We start from the raw sequence: 14,656 nt of genomic DNA on the forward strand, positions 1-14,656 counted from the left end.
GCCCTTCGTTGAAGTGTCTACGACAGGTAACCGGCAAGCCCGTATCGGGGTTCCATCGGCGGCCGCAAATGCACGAGAGGCACCCCATGCGAATTGCGGGCTTTCGACTTAGCCGATAGAGGCACGCGCGAACCCTCTCAGACCCGTTAGAAGGATCGTTCCATGACCGCAATCATCGACATTCACGCCCGCACGATCCTGGACAGTCGCGGCAACCCCACGGTTGAGGTCGACGTGATGCTCGAAGACGGCAGTTTCGGCCGCGCGGCGGTGCCCTCGGGCGCGTCGACCGGCGCGCATGAGGCGGTCGAAAAGCGCGATGGCGACAAGAGCCGCTGGGGCGGCAAGGGCGTCGAGGCGGCGGTGGCCGCAGTGAATGGCGAGATTGCCGACGCGGTGCTCGGCTTCGAAGCCGAGGACCAGCGCGAGATCGATCATACGATGATCGAACTCGACGGCACCGAGAATAAGGGCCGCCTGGGTGCCAACGCGATCTTGGGCGTCAGCCTCGCGGTGGCCAAGGCAGCGGCCGATGCGCGCACGCTGCCGCTGTATCGTTATGTCGGTGGCGTCTCGGCGCATGTCCTGCCGGTGCCGATGATGAACATCATCAATGGCGGCGAACATGCCGATAATCCGATCGACTTTCAGGAATTCATGATCGTGCCGGTTGGTGCCAGCTCGATGATCGAGGCGGTGCGCTGCGGGTCGGAGATTTTCCACACGCTGAAGAAGGCGTTGCACGAAAAGGGCCTGGCGACCTCGGTCGGCGACGAGGGTGGCTTCGCGCCCAACATTGCGTCCACCAACGAAGCGATCGAATTCATCCTGCGCTCGATCGAGACGGCGGGCTACACCCCCGGTGACGACGTGATGCTCGCGCTCGATTGCGCCGCGACCGAATTCTACAAGAGCGGCAAGTATGAGATTTCGGGTGAGGGCAAGAGCCTGTCGAGCCATGAAATGGCCGAATATCTCGCCGATCTGACGCGCCGCTATCCGATCTTCTCGATTGAAGACGGCATGGCCGAGGATGATTGGGAAGGCTGGAAGGCGCTGACCGACCTCGTTGGCGATAAGGTTCAGCTCGTTGGCGACGATCTCTTCGTCACCAATCCCAAGCGCCTGAAGCGCGGCATAGAGGGTGGCTATGCCAATTCGCTGCTGGTCAAGGTGAACCAGATCGGTACGCTCACTGAAACGCTCGAAGCCGTTTCGATGGCGAACCGAGCGGGCTATACTGCGGTGATGTCGCACCGCTCGGGCGAGACTGAGGACTCGACGATCGCCGATCTGGCTGTCGCGACCAATTGCGGACAGATCAAGACCGGCAGCCTCGCCCGCTCTGACCGGCTCGCCAAATACAACCAGCTGATCCGCATCGAGGAGGAATTGGAGGGGGCTGGCGTATATGCCGGGCGCTCCGTCATCCGCGCGTAAAAATGTAGTAAATACGGGCTTGATCCACGAGTCGCGATGCGCGAGAATCGCGACCGTGATCAAGAAGCCATCTCTCCTCCGCACCATGCTCCGCCGCGCCATCGCGCCGGCGGCGTTGATGATCGTCGGCGTGTTCTTCGGGGGCTATGCGATCTTCGGGCCGAACGGTGCCCTGGCCTATGGCGACATCGAGCGGCAGCTTGCGGTGAAGCAGCAGCAGCTTGCGATGCTCGACAAGGCCCGGTCCGAGTTGAAGAATCGGGTCGACCTGCTCGACCCGAAGCACGCTGATCCCGATTTGGTCGATGAATTGGCGCGCAAGGATCTGGGTGTCGCGCATCAGGACGAAATGATCGTCCCGCTCGGAAAGTGACCAGGCCCGGGAGCATTTTATCGCGTACCATTTGCGCGCGGCTTCGGCCGCTATTCATCCTTTCGTCGGGGTGAGCGCACCGACGACGCATTTCGCTTGACCGTCTCGATCATCAGGATCAGCTTCTCTGTTGATACGAGCGACGCCTAACGTCGCCGGTCAGGAGAGTGATGATGGCTATTCGCGTGGCAATCAAAGCACCTGCAGGTTTTTGCAGTTCGGATGCCTGGGGAATCTTTCAGGCAACGATAGCGATCGTGACGCTTGTCGGGTCGTTCTGGTCGATCGGCCTGCTGCTGTAAGCTGCAAATGGGCTGGCAATGTCGGTAGACGGCTTCGCCACAGCGGTGCCGTGCACGCGCCGCTCTTGTTGTTCCACTCATACCTGCGAAAACGCTGGGTGGCGTCCGCTTCAAGGGCTGGCGCGCGCTGCGGCAAGCTGTCAGCTTCTGCGCGCACACGAATCAAAAGGATCAACATGCGCAAGGTGTTACTGGCGGGCATTGCGGGGCTCGCGCTGATGTCCTGCTCCGCGCGATCGGCCGAGATGAAGGGCACGATGGCCCCACTTGCCGCGCTGCCCACGACCGATTGGAAGAGCTTCCGCGACACCTTCATCGAGGATTGGTTCAAGATCTCGCCGGCTGACGCGGTATATCAGGGACGGCATGATTTCGACGGCGGGTTGGGCGACTGGACTCCCGGCGGGCTCAAGCGGCAAGGCGACTTCTTCCGCGAGGCGATCACCAAGGCCAAGGCGTTCAACACCGCCAAGCTGAGCCAGGACGAAGCGTTCGAGCGCGATTATCTGGTGACGGTGGCCGAGGGCAAACTGTTCTGGCTGGAAGACGCCGATTTCCCGCACAAGAACCCGGCCTGGTATGTAAACGCCGGGCTCGACCCCAATGTCTATATCGCGCGCCATTATGCCGATGCGCCGACGCGGATGCGCGCGATGATCACCTTCCTGCGCAAAATCCCCGACGCGACCGCGCAGATCAAAGCCAACCTCAAGGCCCCGATGCCGCTCAGCTACGTAAATTTCGGCGTGGCGGCGTTCAACGGCTTTGGCGATTATTACACCGGGGACGCGAAGAAGGCGTTTGCCGATGTGAAGAGCCCGGCGCTGCAGGAGGAATTCGACAAGGCGGCGGCGGCGGCATCCAAGGCGATGCACGATCTCGGCAAATGGGTGGAGAGCCAGCGCGGATCGGCAACGCAGGACTTTGCGCTGGGGGCCGACCGCTTCTCGCGCATGATCAAGATGACCGAAGGCGTCGATGTGCCGCTGGCGACGCTGGAGGCGGCGGGCAAGGCCGATCTGCTGCGCAACCAGCAGGCGCTGGCCGAGGCATGTGCCCAGTTCGCGCCCGGCGCGACGATCCCGGCCTGCATGGCCAAGATGAACGACAACAAGCCCGCCAATAACGATCCCGTCGCCGAAGCGCGCAAGCAGATCCCCGAATTGCGCGCGTTCGTGCTGGCCAATGATATCGTCACGATCCCCGACAACGAACAGGCGCTGGTTGAGGAGAGCCCGCCCTATAACCGGCAGAACAGCGCCTATATCGATCCGCCCGGGCCGTTCGAGAAGGGCATCCCCTCGGTCTATTACATCTCCCCGCCCGATCCGGCGTGGAGCAAGGCCGAGCAGGAGGGGTTCATTCCCGGCAAGATGGATTTGCTGTTCACCTCGGTCCACGAAGTGATGCCGGGGCATTTCCTGCAATTCCGCCATGCCAATGCCTCGCCGTCGATCTTCGGGCGGCTGTTCGTCGGCTACGCCTTTGCCGAGGGCTGGGCGCATTATGCCGAGGAGATGATGTGGGAAGCGGGGCTCCATAAGGGCGATGCCGAAACGCATATCGGGCAATTGTCGAACGCGCTGCTGCGCGATTGCCGCTATCTGTCGGCGATCGGGATGCACACGCAGGGCATGACGCAGGAGCAATCCCGCAAGATGTTCGTCGAGCAATGCTATCAGGACGAGGGCAATGCCAAGCAGCAGTCGGCGCGCGGCACCTATGACCCGGCCTATCTCAATTACACGATGGGCAAATTGATGATCCGCAAGCTGCGCGCCGACTGGACCGCGACGCACAAATATCCCTCGGGCGGCCGCGCGGGATGGAAGGCGTTCCACGACCAGTTCCTGCGCTATGGCGGGCCGCCGATCCCGCTGGTGCGCAAGGCGATGCTGGGTGGTGACGGCAAGGCGGTGTTCTGAACGCGGCGCGGGCGTTCAGCGCACTTGGCTCGCCGGCTGAACGTCTGCGGCTTCCTCGGTCTGCGGCATGCGGATCGAGGGGCGTAGCCGCGCCAGGCTGCACAGCCCGGCGACGAAGGCGAGGCCCGCCGCGACCAGCGGCGGGGTGGCTCCCCCACCGATCCCCAGCGCGAGCAGGGCCGCGACCAGCGTCGCGCCGGTGGTCTGGCCGAGCAAACGGGTGGTCGAGACCAGGCCACCGGCGGCGGCCGCCCGTTCGCGCGGGGCGCTGCCGATGATGAGACGGGCATTGGGCGGCAGAAAGGTGCCGAACCCGCCGCCGCACAGCGCCATCCGCCAGATCACGTCGAAATGCGTCGGGTGGGCTGGCATGTCGGCGATCAGCAGCAACGCGACGATCGAGATCGCCATGCCGATCCCGCCGAGCGCGCCCGCCGGAATGCGGCTCGACAGCCAGCCCGACAGCGGGGCGACGATGATGTTGGTGAGCGGCCACGGGGCCATCAACAACCCCATTTCGGGCGCGGTGAAGCCGAACTCGCTGGTCAGGCGGAAGGGCATCGAGATGATCAACGTCATCGAGGCGATGAAGGCGGTGTAAGCCCCGATCACCGACAGCCGCAGCACCGGCCGCTCCAGCAAGTCGATCGGCAGGATCGGATCGGTTTCCTTGGCCTCGCGCCGGACAAAATACACGCCGACCAATATGCCGCTGAGCACGATCGCTGCGGAGACGACCGGGCTATCGCCATGGACCGCAGTTTCAAGACCACCGATGATCAGCCCAAACATCGCCGCGCACATCACGCCGCCGAAAACGTCGAATGGGGTGTTGCCGGGCGGCGTATCGGGCAGCGCGCGGCCAAGGATCAGGGATCCGATCGCGAAGGGCACGGCGCTCGCAAACACCCATGGCCATGGTGCCACGCCGAGGATGAAACCGCCGAGCGACGGTGCGAGCGCGGCCCCCGCCGAGACGATCGCGGAATTGATGCCAAGCCCGCTGCCGAGCTGCTTGGCGGGGTAGGTGGAGCGGATCAGCGCGGAGGACACGCTGAGCGCCGCGGCCGCGCCCATTGCCTGCGCCGCGCGGACGATGAGCAGGAAGGGCAGGCTCTTGGCGAAGAAGCACAGCAGCGTGGCGACGGTGAACACCATCTGCCCGATCTGGTACATACGCTTCAGGCCAATGCGCTCCCCCAGCCCGGCAAAGGGCAGCAGCAGCATGACCAGCATCAACTGATAGACGGTCACCACTGTTACGGCCGACGACTGGTCGATCCTCAGATCGCGCGCGATCGTCGGCAGCGCGATGTTGGCGACGCCACCGTCGATGATGATCAGCGCGGTGCCGAGGCAAAGCGCGGCGATGGCCGCGTAGCGGCGGGGTAGGGGAAGGCCATCCATCATGCGAGCGTGCTAATCCTCGGCCCACACAGTGCAAGCGGCCTTCCCCATTTATAGTCAGCCGAGCGAAACTTCGGCGACCTTGTCCTTGTAATCCTGCTTGGGGTCGATCCCGAGCAGGACCTTCACCCCGGCGAGCATGCTCGACGCATCGACCCAGATCTGCGCGCGCTCAGCATCCAGTCGCAGCAATTGCAGCTTGGGGTCGTCCTTGCCGCCTTCATACCAGGCCGCGACGAAGCTGTTCCACAGCCGGTCGATGACCGCGCGATCATTCTCGGCGACCAAGGTGCCGTGGATCGTCGCGAACACATCATTGCCCTTGGAAGCGAAGGTGGCGACGGCGCGGCTGTCGTACTTCAGGTCGGCGACCAGTTCGGTGTCCTTCGCGGTGAAGAAATAGATCGGGCCGCGATCTTCATCGCCGTCCAGCTGCCCCGTCATCGGGCGCGTATGGCCTTCGTCGACGCCGGCGAGGCCGAGCATCATCGTCCGGTCGGAGCGCAACGCCTTCCAGAATTTCGCTTCGATTTCCGCTTCGTTCGCGGTGTTGTCAGTCAACATGGCATCGTCTCCTTGCTCGCTTCGAACGGGCGGAGGCCGATGCGGTTCCCTCAATGCGGGGACCAGCCGGGCGGTGCCAGCTCGAACCCGTCAAAATCAAAGGCAGGCGTAACGACGCAACTGACCAGCGCCCACCCAAGGCGCGCTTCGGCCGATTGCCACGCCTGGGCAGGGACGATGGTTTGCGGGCTTTCCCCGGAGAGCAGATGCTCGCTTTGGTCGATCAGCAAGGTGAGCGGCGCGCCCGCATGCCACAACCACAATTCGGTCGCGTCGACACGATGCCAGTGCGAGCGCTGCCCGGCCTCCAGCAGGAACAGAATGGCCGTTGCCAGCCCGCGACCGCCATCTGGCGAAGGCTGGCGCATCGTTTCGCGATACCAGCCGCCTTCGGGGTGGGGGGACAGATCCAGCGAGGTGATCAAGCGATGCGACATCGCGCCCGCTGTTAGGGCAGACGCCCTCCGGAGGCGATAGGAATTGGACATGAGGCGCTCGCTCTCCACTCTCTGCCATGGGCGGGGCGGAGTTGGTTCTTGCTGCATCGCACCATTTTCGGTACAGCGGTGTCATCAAGACTCCCGAGTATCAGGGCCACGCCGTGCAAAATCCATCCGGGCCGACCGGCCCCGTTCCGACTGTCTTCGAAGCTATTGTCCGCAAGCGGTGCTTGCGCGCGACCTATAATCGCACCGATATCACGCTCGCACCGCACATCATCTATACCCGCCACGATGATCTGTTCGTGGACGGCGTCGTGCTCGAGCGCGATGGCAAGCCGCCGCGCGAATTGAAGCTTGGGACGTTCAAGCTGGCTGGGCTCAACGGCGTCGGGCTGACCGAGCGCGACTTCGATGCCAACCCATTGTTCGCCGCCAACGATCCGAAATATGCCGAAGCTGCCTTGATGGCGGTGGAGGCTTAACGCCCGCGCGCCGCCAGACGGCGGCGCACCCTCGCGACACAGACGACCGCCACGCCGGCGACGGCGGCACCGATCAGCATATCCGCCAGATAGTGCGTGCCCTCGACCGGCGTTGCCAGCAGCATTGCCCCGCTCAGCACCACCACCGGCCAGCGCAGCCGCAGCAGCGGCCAGCCGGCCGCGATGTACAGCACCGCACTTGCCGTGTGGAAGCTGGGTGCGGAGACAAGGCCCCGCAGCGCCCCCAGATCGACCTCCAGCAATGTATGCGCGCGCAGTTGCGGGATCAGTTCGGCCTCGTACAGCGCGCTTTCGGGCAAATAGGGCACGGGGCCATGCCACAGCGTGGCGAGCGGCCCGACTGCGGGAAGATAGCGGAACAGCAGCAGGCACAGCACGGCCGCAACCCAGAAGCTGGCGATGAAGGCGCGCGTCTCGGCGCGTTTGTCGGCCCAGGCGCAATAGCCGAGGATCAGCGCGGGCGTGACGAAGATGCTTTGATAGGCGGCGGTCCCCAGCAGTTGCAGCGTGCGGTGCGCGGCGACCGCGCGATACCAGGCGAGCCAGTCGAAATGGAGCACGGCGTCGATCTGCTGGAGCAGCGGATCGATGCTGCCGCGCGTATCGGCGGCAAGCGGATAGGTGGCGACCGCACCGAGCAAGGCGATCCCGGTGAACAGGCCGACCGATTCCGACAGATCGCGCGCGACGCGCTGCGCCGGGCTGGCGGGCGCGCGCATCGAATAGCGCAAGCCGAGCGCCAGCGCGGCAAAGGCGGCGAAGATCAGCGCGCTGGGCGTGCGCGGGTTGATCGTCATCCCGGCATCCCACAGCAGCGCCCCGACGCACACAGCACTGACCGCGAACCCGAGCACGAGCCAGCGTCCGGGGATGAGGCCAGGCTGCGCCGTGCTGCCGGGATAGAGCGGCGCGGGGAGCGTGAAGAAGGTGGTGGTGGGACGGGTCACGGGGCGCCTGATGAGCAGACGATGTTCGCAATCGCCGACTGGGAAGGGATATGCGATGCCGCGAACGGCTACCCTTCATGCCGTGAACTTTTTATGACGTCCAGATGACATTTTGGTGGAGGAGGGGGCGAACCCCCTCCTCCTGCCCAAATCAGCGATAGCAGACCGTCACGCGGCGATGGTGACGCCATTCGGTGTGGCAGCGCGGGCGGTGGCGATCCCCGCTATAATAACGGCCATGGTCGCGCCAGTCGCGGCGGTCGCCACGGTGATCGTAGCGATGGTCATAACGGGGGCGATCGCCGCGATAATCCTGCGCGGAGGCGGCGGTGGAAACACCAAGCCCGGCAACCATGAGCCCGGCGGCGATAAGGTGGGTCAGCTTCATGTCCTGTCCTTTCGGCCCGTCGATCGGGCGTGAGGAAACACTTACGCTTTACTGTCGCGATGGTTGCTGAACGGGTCTGTAGTGTGGCGTACAGGTTGGCGCGTTACAGCGCGATGCCGAGGCGCGGCGCGAGCGCGACCATGCCGAGATACAGCAGCACCGTCAGCGCGCAGCCGAGCCCGAGCGCGGGCCAGAAGCCGATCCCGACGCGCAGCAAGGCGGGGATGACGAGGAACATCGGCAGCGAGGGGAGCACATACCAGAAGGTCGCCTGGACGTGCGCCGCCATATTGGCGGGGTCGGGTTTCTCGCCCCACAGCCAGATCATGCCGAGCACCGACACCAAGGGCAGCGACGCCACCAGCGCGCCAAACCCCGGATAGCGCTTGGCCAGCGTCGAGGCGATCGCAATCAGGATGCCCGAGATCAGGGCTTTGAGCGCGAGGAACAGCATGGCGCCTGTATGGGGCGGGGCGCGGGTGGAGGCCAGCGGCATTGCGCATTGGGCGAAGGTAACGAAGGTAAGCCGACGGCTCCGCGCGAGCCCGTCGAAGCGTTGGCGACGGGCGACGAACGGCGCGCCGGGGCGCGGTCATCGGGCGTGCTCCTCATCGCCGGGCGTGCCGTACAGCGCTGCCAGCGCGGCGTGCAAGCTCATGGCCTCTGGCTCGACCGGCGGCATCGCGCGCAGCACGGCGAGCACCAGCCGATTGTCGAACACGCGCCGCTCCCCGATTTGCCGCCCGCGATAGAAGATCGGCGTCGCGGTACCGGTGAGCGCGCGTTCGATCGCCAGATCGCGCGCGCGGTCTCGCCCTTCGCCGAGCGCCGCCTCCCACGCTGCCACGAAGCTCTCCGCACCGGCGCGCTTGCGCAACGCGTAAGCCGATTTCGCCGACATCCCGACCGCGCCCGCCGCCGCCGACACCAAGCCGATGCGCGCGAGCTGCTGGAGGAAGACGCGCTGGCGCTCGGGCGTCCAGCCGTCATGCCGGGTCGAGCCGCTTGGCACGGGGGTGAAGGCGATGTCTGGCGCAACGGGGTCCGCCGCAGCGGGTGCTGCGGGGTCGGGCTGGGCTGGCGGAGCCGACGGTGGGGCAGGACGGGAGCGCATCGCCGAGTCTATGCCATAGCGGCGGGTTTGTAGGACAGCGGGGGTTCTGGGCGGGATTTTGCGGGTGGCGGGGTTGGATCGTGATATGAGGCGGCATGACTCGTGCCTGCTCCATCCTCCCGCCGCGCGAGAGCGCGCTTGCTCCGCTCTATAAGGGGGCTGATCTGGTCGATGCCTATGCGGTCGCGCTGCCGCCGGGCGCGCCCGAGGATGTCGGCGTCCTTGCGCGCGCGGTGCTGGGCGGCCTGTCGCGGTGGTGGGTGCGCTCGCTAATGGCGACGCGCGATGCGGCGGTGGCGCTGGTCGGCGTCAAGACCTCCCGCCAGATCGCCGCGGCGGCAGCGGGGCGGGGGCCGGTGATCGGATTCTTCCCGGTCCTCTCCCAGACCGAACACGAGCTGATCATGGGCGAGGACGACCGCCACCTCGATTTCCGCGGGGCGATTCTGGTGCAGGGGACCGCCGATGGCGGGCGAACGCTGGCGTTGGTGAGCGTGGTGCATTGCCACAATGCGCTGGGCCGGATGTACCTGCGCGCCATCGGGCCGTTTCACCGCGCGATCGTGCAGACGAGCTTGGAGCGCGCGGTTGTGGGGATGGGGTGAGTTGGGCAGGCGGGGGGAATGGCGATCAAGCTGCCTTCCCGTTTCGCGGTCCATCCGGGCGCGTGGCTGCGCGCGGAGGTGATCGAGCCGCATGGCCTGTCGGTGACCGACGCGGCGGCCAAGCTGCGCGTGACGCGGCGGGCGATGAGCAACTTGCTGGGCGCGCGTGCGGGGATGTCGGCGGAAATGGCGATCCGCTTTGAAAAGGCGTTTGGGCTTAGCGCGGATACGTTGATGCGGATGCAGGCGGTGCATGATCTGGCGGTGGCGCGGGCGCGGGCGGGGGAGATTGATGTGGAGCGGGTGGGGGCTTGATTAGCGCTTTTGAAAATACGGCCTAATTGACGCCAAATGTCGCATTGCGCATCTTTCACTTCGTAAAATTCTCGCGCATGTTGCCGTAAGGGGGAGACTTTCATGGACTTAGCAACGAAGCTAGTAGAACTTGAGAAGCGCACGATGCAGCACCGGGAGCTTTTGCTCACTGAGGAGGCGGCGAAAACTGCGCTTGTGATGCCGTTCCTGCAAGCCTTGGGTTACGATGTGTTCAACCCTAGCGAGGTGGTTCCCGAATTTACGGCGGACGTTGGCATCAAAAAAGGCGAAAAAGTCGATTACGCACTTTGCATTGACGGTCGTCTGTCAATTTTGGTCGAGTGTAAACCATCTTCGGTCGATCTCGACCTCAAGCACGCGAGCCAGCTTTATCGCTATTTCTCGACAACGGATGCGCGCGTTGCCATCCTTACGAACGGAGTGGAGTATAAATTCTACTCCGATATCGAGCAGCCGAATAAGATGGACGACAAGCCATTTTACATATTTTCGATGGATTCGATCCGACGGAATGACCCGCAAACGCTAGAGCGCTTCACCCGTCATCAGTTTAACATCGATGCCATTGTTGCTGAGGCGGGCCGGCTAAAGCTGGAATCGCAAATGCGGATCGAGATCGAGAAAGAATTTGCCAGTCCGTCGGACGAGTTTGTCAAGATGATGGCTGCCCGGGTGCTGCCCGGTGGCAGAATGACTGCTGCGGTTCGCGAGCAGTTTCAACCAATCCTTATCGCTTCTATTTCGGGATTGATTCGTGATCGAGTGAATGATCGGCTAACAAACGCGTTGAATGTCGCCAATCCATATGATGACCCCGTAGCGGAAGGGGCGTCCGATGATATGTCACAGATTGAAGACGGCATTAGCACCACAGATGACGAAATTTCCGGCTTCCGGATCGTTCAAGCCATCGCTGCTCGCCATGTCGATCCGAAGCGTGTCGTTATTCGTGACTCTAAAAGCTATTGCGCAATATTGTTGGACGATAATAATCGAAAAACATTGGCGCGTTTGCATTTTAACAGCTTGAATACTCGATACTTGGGCACGTTCTTGGGAAAAACCGAAACACGCCATCCTGTTTCGATGCTTACGGACCTTTATAAGTTTGAAGATGCAATCGTCGCTCGCTTGAAGGAATTAGTCACCGGCCCGGAAGGTTAAAATAGCGCCGCCGCCACATCGGTCCGGGCAAAGTCATCGCCGACAAACAGCATCGGGCAGTTATGCGCCGTCGCCAGCGCATAAGCGAAGACGTCGCAGATGTTGAGGGCGGCGGGATGGTGACGTTTACCCCAGCGGAGATAGGCGCGCACGGCGGTGTAGCTGAGCTCTACCGTCAGCGGCTCTACGGTCAGCGCGAGGTCGTCGATCAAGCGCGTCATTTCGCCGTGCAAGTCGCGACCGGCCGCGACGATCAGGGCTTCGGTCAGGGTCGGTGCCGCGATGCGGATGTCCAGCGCGCGGGCGACGACGGCGCGGCACGCGGCGGCTTCGGGTTCGCCCAGCAGGATCGCCATCAGCGCCGACGTATCGACGACGATCATGCAGGCAGGCCGTTGTCATCGTACAGATAATCCGCGCTGCGGGCGGCGCCGGGCTTGCCATCGGGGCCGCGTTCGCGCGCCGCCGCTATGGCGCGATCGATGGCATCGAGACGCCGTTGGCGCACCGCCGCCATGTCGACTTCGTCGGTGACGCGCGTCAGCCGGACGGTCGGGTGGCCGCGGCGGGTGAGCGTGATCTCCTCGCCTGCTTCCGCGCGGCGGACGAGGTCGGTGAGTTGGGCTTTGGCGTCGGATACGGAGATGCGCATAAGGAGGGTCCTTCTTGGACCAAGTAGATAGACCATTTCGCGTGTTTGGCCAAGGGCGCGCTTGATACTGCCCCTCTCCCCGACCAGTTTCGGGTCAACCGTGCCCCGCACGGTTGAGGATCGTCCGGGGGACGATCCGACCCGAAACTCCCCCAAGGGGGAGAGGGAGAAGAATTAACCCACCGTCACGAAGCTATCCATCACCCGCTTGCGCCCGGCGGTTTCGAAGTCGATCTCCAGCTTATTACCTTCGATCTCGGCGATCAGGCCGTAGCCGAATTTCTGGTGGAACACGCGCATGCCGACCGCCACGTCCGAGCGGCCTTTATTGCCGAGGCTGATCGCCGAGGCGCGCGATTCCTGCACGCGCGACGGTTCGCGCGAGAAGGTGCGGCTGGTGAAATCGCCGCCGGGCTTGGTGCCGCCAATCCCCGCCGCGCGTTGCCAGCCGGGGCCGCGGCCGGTGCTGCGGGCGACATTGGCGAAGGGGTCGGCGCGTTCGGACCAATTGGCGCGCCACAGGCTTTCGCCGCCCGCGAGACTCGATTCCGCCTCGATATGTTCGGGTGGCAATTCGCCGACGAAGCGGCTGGGGATGCTGCTGGTCCATTGGCCGTAAATGCGGCGGTTGGCGGCGTGGAGGATGATCGCGCGGCGGCGCGCGCGGGTGATGGCGACGTAGGCGAGGCGGCGTTCCTCCTCCAGGCTCTTGGTGCCGCCTTCGTCGAGCGCGCGCTGCGACGGGAACAGCCCTTCCTCCCAGCCGACCAGGAACACCGTGTCATATTCCAGCCCCTTGGCGGCGTGGATCGTCATGATCGTGACCTTGGGGTCCTCGGCCGACGCCTCATTGTCCATGACGAGGCTGACATGTTCGAGGAACGCGCCCAGCGTCTCATATTCCTCCATCGCGCGGACGAGTTCGGTGAGGTTTTCGAGCCGCCCCGCCGCCTCGACCGATTTCTCGGCCTGGAGCGCGGCGGTATAGCCGCTTTCATCGAGGATGATGCGCGCGAGGTCGCCATGCGGCAGCTCGGTCATTTGCGCGCGCCACCGCGCCATGTCGATGACGAGGTTGCCGAGCGATTTGCGCGCGGCGCCCGTCAGTTCATCGGTGTCGAGCAGCCGCGCGGCGGCGGTGACCAGCGGCACGTGCTGCGCGCGGGCGAGCTGGTGGACCTTGGCGACGGCTTTGTCGCCCAGGCCGCGCTTGGGGACGTTGACGATGCGATCGAAGGCGAGGTCGTCGGCGGGCTGCGCCACCACGCGCAAATAGGCGAGCGCGTCGCGGATTTCGGCGCGTTCGTAGAAGCGAAAACCCCCGATGATGCGATAGGGGATGCCGGTGGCGATGAAGCGGTCTTCAAACTCGCGCGTCTGGTGCTGCGCGCGCACCAGGATGGCGATGTCGTCGAGGCTCTTGCCCGCCCTTTGCGCGCTTTCGATTTCCTCGCCGACGCGGCGGGCTTCCTCGGGGCCGTCCCATACGCCCAAGACCTTGACCTTCTCGCCCGCGTCGAGCTCGGTCCAGAGCTGCTTGCCGAGGCGACCGCTATTGTTGGCGATCACGCCCGAGGCGGCGCCGAGGATATGCGGGGTGGAGCGGTAGTTTTGTTCGAGCCGGATGATCTTGGCGCCGGGGAAATCCTTCTCGAACTTCAGGATATTCTCGACCTGCGCGCCGCGCCACGAATAGATCGACTGGTCGTCATCGCCGACACAGGCGATGTTCTTGCGCTCCTGTGCGAGCAGGCGCAGCCACAGATATTGGACGCTGTTGGTGTCCTGATATTCGTCGACCATGATATATTTGAAGCGGCGCTGATAGTCGGCCAGCACCTCGCGGTCGCGCTGCAGGATGACGAGCATGTGCAGCAGCAAATCGCCGAAATCGCAGGCGTTGAGCGCGATCAGGCGGGTTTGATAGGCGGCGTAGAGTTCCTGCCCGCGGCCATTGGCGTAGAGTTCGCTCTCGCCGGCATCGATTTGCGCAGGCGTGAGGCCTTTGTTCTTCCAGCCGTCGATCAGCCCGGCAAGTTGGCGCGCGGGCCAGCGTTTCTCGTCGAGATCGGCGGCCTGGATGAGTTGCTTCAACAGGCGCAACTGGTCGTCGGTGTCGAGGATGGTGAAGTTGCTGTGCAGGCCGACGAGTTCGGCATGGCGGCGCAGCATCTTGGCGCCGATCGCGTGGAAGGTGCCGAGCCACGGCATCCCCTCGACCACATCGCCGACCAGCCGCCCGACGCGGTGGCGCATCTCGCGCGCGGCCTTGTTGGTGAAGGTGACGCTGAGGATCTCGCTCGGCCAGGCTTTGCGGGTGGCGAGCAGATGCGCGAGCCGCGCGGTGAGCGCGGCGGTCTTGCCGGTGCCGGCCCCGGCCAGCACCAGCACCGGGCCTTCGGTGGTCAGCACGGCTTCGCGCTGCTGCGGGTTGAGGCCCGTCAGATAGGGGGGATCCTGGGGCGAGGGCGCGGGGAGAGTCATTGGTGAACA

18 protein-coding genes are annotated in these 14,656 nt (G+C 64.3%); 8 read left to right on the top strand and 10 right to left on the bottom strand.

Going from position 1 to position 14,656, the window contains the following annotated elements:
• Positions 1-162: 162 nt before the first annotated feature.
• The 4 genes from eno to H4W01_RS05285 all read left to right on the top strand — a co-directional run bounded on the left by eno (position 163) and on the right by H4W01_RS05285 (position 4,040).
• Positions 163-1,440, top strand: coding sequence for a phosphopyruvate hydratase (eno, locus tag H4W01_RS05275; protein ID WP_010408204.1), 1,278 nt, complete (start codon positions 163-165; stop codon positions 1,438-1,440).
• Between the two features lie 85 nt (positions 1,441-1,525).
• Positions 1,526-1,813: an FtsB family cell division protein gene (locus tag H4W01_RS05280; RefSeq protein ID WP_010408205.1), complete on the top strand. Its 288-nt coding sequence runs from the start codon at positions 1,526-1,528 to the stop codon at positions 1,811-1,813.
• A 173-nt stretch (positions 1,814-1,986) separates the two neighbouring features.
• Positions 1,987-2,115 carry a hypothetical protein gene (locus H4W01_RS22800; protein WP_281047999.1) on the top strand — a complete coding sequence of 43 codons (129 nt, stop codon included), beginning with the start codon at positions 1,987-1,989 and terminating at the stop codon, positions 2,113-2,115.
• A 176-nt stretch (positions 2,116-2,291) separates the two neighbouring features.
• Positions 2,292-4,040 (top strand): DUF885 domain-containing protein, encoded by a 1,749-nt coding sequence (locus tag H4W01_RS05285; RefSeq protein ID WP_209610180.1) that lies wholly within the window; start codon positions 2,292-2,294, stop codon positions 4,038-4,040.
• Positions 4,041-4,055: 15 nt separating this feature from the next.
• Here H4W01_RS05285 and H4W01_RS05290 read toward each other — a convergent pair whose 3' ends face one another.
• From H4W01_RS05290 to H4W01_RS05300, 3 genes are read right to left on the bottom strand one after another with little or no spacing between them, the layout of a single operon-like run.
• Positions 4,056-5,450: an MFS transporter gene (locus H4W01_RS05290; RefSeq protein ID WP_209610181.1), complete on the bottom strand. Its 1,395-nt coding sequence runs from the start codon at positions 5,448-5,450 to the stop codon at positions 4,056-4,058.
• A 54-nt stretch (positions 5,451-5,504) separates the two neighbouring features.
• Positions 5,505-6,011 carry a pyridoxamine 5'-phosphate oxidase family protein gene (locus H4W01_RS05295; protein WP_209610182.1) on the bottom strand — a complete coding sequence of 169 codons (507 nt, stop codon included), beginning with the start codon at positions 6,009-6,011 and terminating at the stop codon, positions 5,505-5,507.
• A gap of 50 nt (positions 6,012-6,061) precedes the next feature.
• Positions 6,062-6,448, bottom strand: coding sequence for a cupin domain-containing protein (locus H4W01_RS05300; RefSeq protein WP_209610183.1), 387 nt, complete (start codon positions 6,446-6,448; stop codon positions 6,062-6,064).
• A gap of 164 nt (positions 6,449-6,612) precedes the next feature.
• Between H4W01_RS05300 and H4W01_RS05305 the strand changes: the two genes are divergently transcribed.
• Entirely contained in the window at positions 6,613-6,936 is a 324-nt protein-coding gene (locus tag H4W01_RS05305; protein WP_086010574.1) for a hypothetical protein, read from the top strand.
• Here the strand turns inward: H4W01_RS05305 and H4W01_RS05310 are convergent.
• The 4 genes from H4W01_RS05310 to H4W01_RS05325 form a co-directional block, all read right to left on the bottom strand.
• Positions 6,933-7,904: a phosphatase PAP2 family protein gene (locus tag H4W01_RS05310; protein WP_209610184.1), complete on the bottom strand. Its 972-nt coding sequence runs from the start codon at positions 7,902-7,904 to the stop codon at positions 6,933-6,935. The genes H4W01_RS05305 and H4W01_RS05310 overlap by 4 nt on opposite strands.
• Before the next feature lie 151 nt (positions 7,905-8,055).
• Positions 8,056-8,292, bottom strand: coding sequence for a hypothetical protein (locus H4W01_RS05315; RefSeq protein WP_209610185.1), 237 nt, complete (start codon positions 8,290-8,292; stop codon positions 8,056-8,058).
• A gap of 103 nt (positions 8,293-8,395) precedes the next feature.
• Complete coding sequence (locus tag H4W01_RS05320) at positions 8,396-8,746, bottom strand: DUF3147 family protein (protein ID WP_209610186.1); 351 nt, start codon at positions 8,744-8,746, stop codon at positions 8,396-8,398.
• A gap of 138 nt (positions 8,747-8,884) precedes the next feature.
• The gene (locus H4W01_RS05325) at positions 8,885-9,406 is read right to left on the bottom strand and encodes a hypothetical protein (RefSeq protein WP_209610187.1); all 522 of its coding nucleotides are present in this window, start codon (positions 9,404-9,406) and stop codon (positions 8,885-8,887) included.
• A gap of 95 nt (positions 9,407-9,501) precedes the next feature.
• Between H4W01_RS05325 and H4W01_RS05330 the strand changes: the two genes are divergently transcribed.
• From H4W01_RS05330 to H4W01_RS05340, 3 genes are all read left to right on the top strand, one after another.
• Positions 9,502-10,011, top strand: coding sequence for a DUF2867 domain-containing protein (locus H4W01_RS05330; protein ID WP_209610188.1), 510 nt, complete (start codon positions 9,502-9,504; stop codon positions 10,009-10,011).
• 18 nt (positions 10,012-10,029) lie between these two features.
• On the top strand, positions 10,030-10,326 hold the full coding sequence (locus H4W01_RS05335; protein WP_209610189.1) for a HigA family addiction module antitoxin: 297 nt from the start codon (positions 10,030-10,032) through the stop codon (positions 10,324-10,326).
• A 102-nt stretch (positions 10,327-10,428) separates the two neighbouring features.
• Positions 10,429-11,511 carry a type I restriction endonuclease gene (locus H4W01_RS05340; protein WP_209610190.1) on the top strand — a complete coding sequence of 361 codons (1,083 nt, stop codon included), beginning with the start codon at positions 10,429-10,431 and terminating at the stop codon, positions 11,509-11,511.
• On the opposite strand, the gene H4W01_RS05345 is transcribed toward H4W01_RS05340, so the two are convergent.
• The 3 genes from H4W01_RS05345 to H4W01_RS05355 form a co-directional block, all read right to left on the bottom strand.
• Complete coding sequence (locus tag H4W01_RS05345) at positions 11,508-11,894, bottom strand: type II toxin-antitoxin system VapC family toxin (protein WP_209610191.1); 387 nt, start codon at positions 11,892-11,894, stop codon at positions 11,508-11,510. The genes H4W01_RS05340 and H4W01_RS05345 overlap by 4 nt on opposite strands.
• On the bottom strand, positions 11,891-12,163 hold the full coding sequence (locus H4W01_RS05350; RefSeq protein WP_102690386.1) for a type II toxin-antitoxin system Phd/YefM family antitoxin: 273 nt from the start codon (positions 12,161-12,163) through the stop codon (positions 11,891-11,893). The genes H4W01_RS05345 and H4W01_RS05350 overlap by 4 nt, the downstream gene beginning before the upstream one ends.
• 174 nt (positions 12,164-12,337) lie before the next feature.
• Complete coding sequence (locus H4W01_RS05355) at positions 12,338-14,647, bottom strand: ATP-dependent helicase (protein ID WP_209610192.1); 2,310 nt, start codon at positions 14,645-14,647, stop codon at positions 12,338-12,340.
• Positions 14,648-14,656: the final 9 nt, after the last annotated feature.

The organism is Sphingomonas sp. PL20 (genome assembly GCF_017875905.1).
GTDB lineage: Bacteria > Pseudomonadota > Alphaproteobacteria > Sphingomonadales > Sphingomonadaceae > Sphingomonas > Sphingomonas echinoides.